Raw genomic sequence first — 1,582 nt, 5'->3', positions numbered from 1 at the left:
CCGCCTACTGCCGTTTCAGACTACGATCAAATGCCCAAACGGCAAAAATGCCGTTCAGAACACTGTCAACATCAAGTTGTCCAGTACTGAACTGCATGAGATCTTCGCCCATATTCGTGGTAGCGATGGCCTGTAACGCGACGTCCTGGAGTTCCTCTGCAAGCTGTGCGGACGCATGATGCTTTGCGTAGGCTTCCTCAAATTCGTCGATCTCACCGTGGAGGTTTCCCAGGTTGTTCAGGGAATGGAACATGCCACTCTGGTTTTGCTGGGCCGTCACAAGCTCCAGATGCAACAACCGCCACTCCATAGCCGCCCCGAAGTCTCCCAACCGGTAGGAAATGGCTCCCAAGGAGTTCAGGGCTTCGGCCTCAATGAATGAGTCCTGGGCCTGCTGTGCGGTACTCAAGGCCAGTTCTGCCAGACTTTCGGCCTCCAGCATCTCACTCTGGTAAAAACGTGCGCTAGCCATAATTCTCAGAGACCGAGCTTGCCCGGACCCGTCTTGTAATTCAACAGCGGCGGCACGAGCGCGTTTGGCCAGCTCAAAGGCTGTTTCAGGGGCACCCGTCAGCTGCTGTTGAGCAGCATCCAGAGAAGAAGCAATGGCTGCCTTCGTCATTGGCTTTGAATCTTGATGCCGTGCCGCCATTGCTCTCACCTCTGCCCACAGTTTTTTATGACGCTTGAAACGAGAACGACGTGCTGATGCCGCTGCTTTATAAAGCGAATAGCCTCACCTTTAAATCTGTTCCCTGGCGGGCGTCCGGTGCCGAGGTTCTGCGTTCTAACGAACCCCGCACACGTCAGATCGCGGTGATGATGACTTCACCCAAACACATGTAAAGCTTTACATTTTGTTCCTCACATCGCTCTTACAGACGCCTAGTGCAGCGTTTTTTAAGTTCTGATACCAGGGAATCTGAATCATTAGAATTTGGCGAGTCAGTTTTCGGCCCTGGAATCGGCTGGCTTCAAAAACGCATCCTTCCTCTCATACTCCATCAAGATATTAAGATTTCCAGAACGCTGCACTAAGTGCGGGGCCAGGCCGAGGTCGCGAGCGATCTGGGCACAGCTTTTCCCGCTGCTGGCAACGAGACGAACAGCTTCCTGCTTGAATTCTACGGTAAGTAGCTAGCGGGTGAAGAACTGGTCATATGGCGATGCCCAAGTCGGCATCAAGGACAGCCCGGCGAAGTTGTGTCTTGTTCTCGAAAGATCGCTCTGGCAAGTGGTGGTACTTCAGATTGCGCCACTCGCCCTCCATTGGGCCATGTTCTGGGCTGTAGACCGGCAAATACACCACCATCAAACCACCTTCACGCTAGCGTTCTCGCTGCCCAGACACCGCCCGACAGGTATGAATGCTGGCCTGATCCACGAAGACCAGAGTGGGACAGATGGGATCGGCGTGCTGGGCCAGGGTCTCCAGAAAGCCCACGGTGTCCTGGCCGATGGTATTGCCCTCAATCTCACGGTACTGAACTTCGCCACTGGCGAAGTCCACGACCCCCATCAAGTTCAAGCGGGCCGTGATGCCCCGTGCTTTGGAAGTCGGGACTTCCATCGGTTGCCCAAT

At 54.5% G+C, this 1,582-nt stretch carries 3 protein-coding genes; all 3 read right to left on the bottom strand.

The window, feature by feature from the left end; genetic code table 11:
• Positions 1-4: 4 nt before the first annotated feature.
• A complete protein-coding gene (locus tag Q319_RS0123485) occupies positions 5-622 on the bottom strand; it encodes a tetratricopeptide repeat protein (protein WP_029484788.1) in 618 nt (205 codons plus the stop codon).
• A gap of 534 nt (positions 623-1,156) precedes the next feature.
• Positions 1,157-1,312, bottom strand: coding sequence for a transposase (locus Q319_RS26715; RefSeq protein WP_081846283.1), 156 nt, complete (start codon positions 1,310-1,312; stop codon positions 1,157-1,159).
• A 15-nt stretch (positions 1,313-1,327) separates the two neighbouring features.
• A partial coding sequence (locus tag Q319_RS25195) for a hypothetical protein (protein WP_034416712.1) occupies positions 1,328-1,582 on the bottom strand: 255 nt, incomplete at its 5' end.

It is taken from the genome of Deinococcus marmoris DSM 12784, assembly GCF_000701405.1.
Lineage (GTDB): Bacteria > Deinococcota > Deinococci > Deinococcales > Deinococcaceae > Deinococcus > Deinococcus marmoris.
The sequence above is the reverse complement of the archived record's forward strand: the minus strand, read 5'-3'. Positions and strand labels throughout refer to the sequence as shown.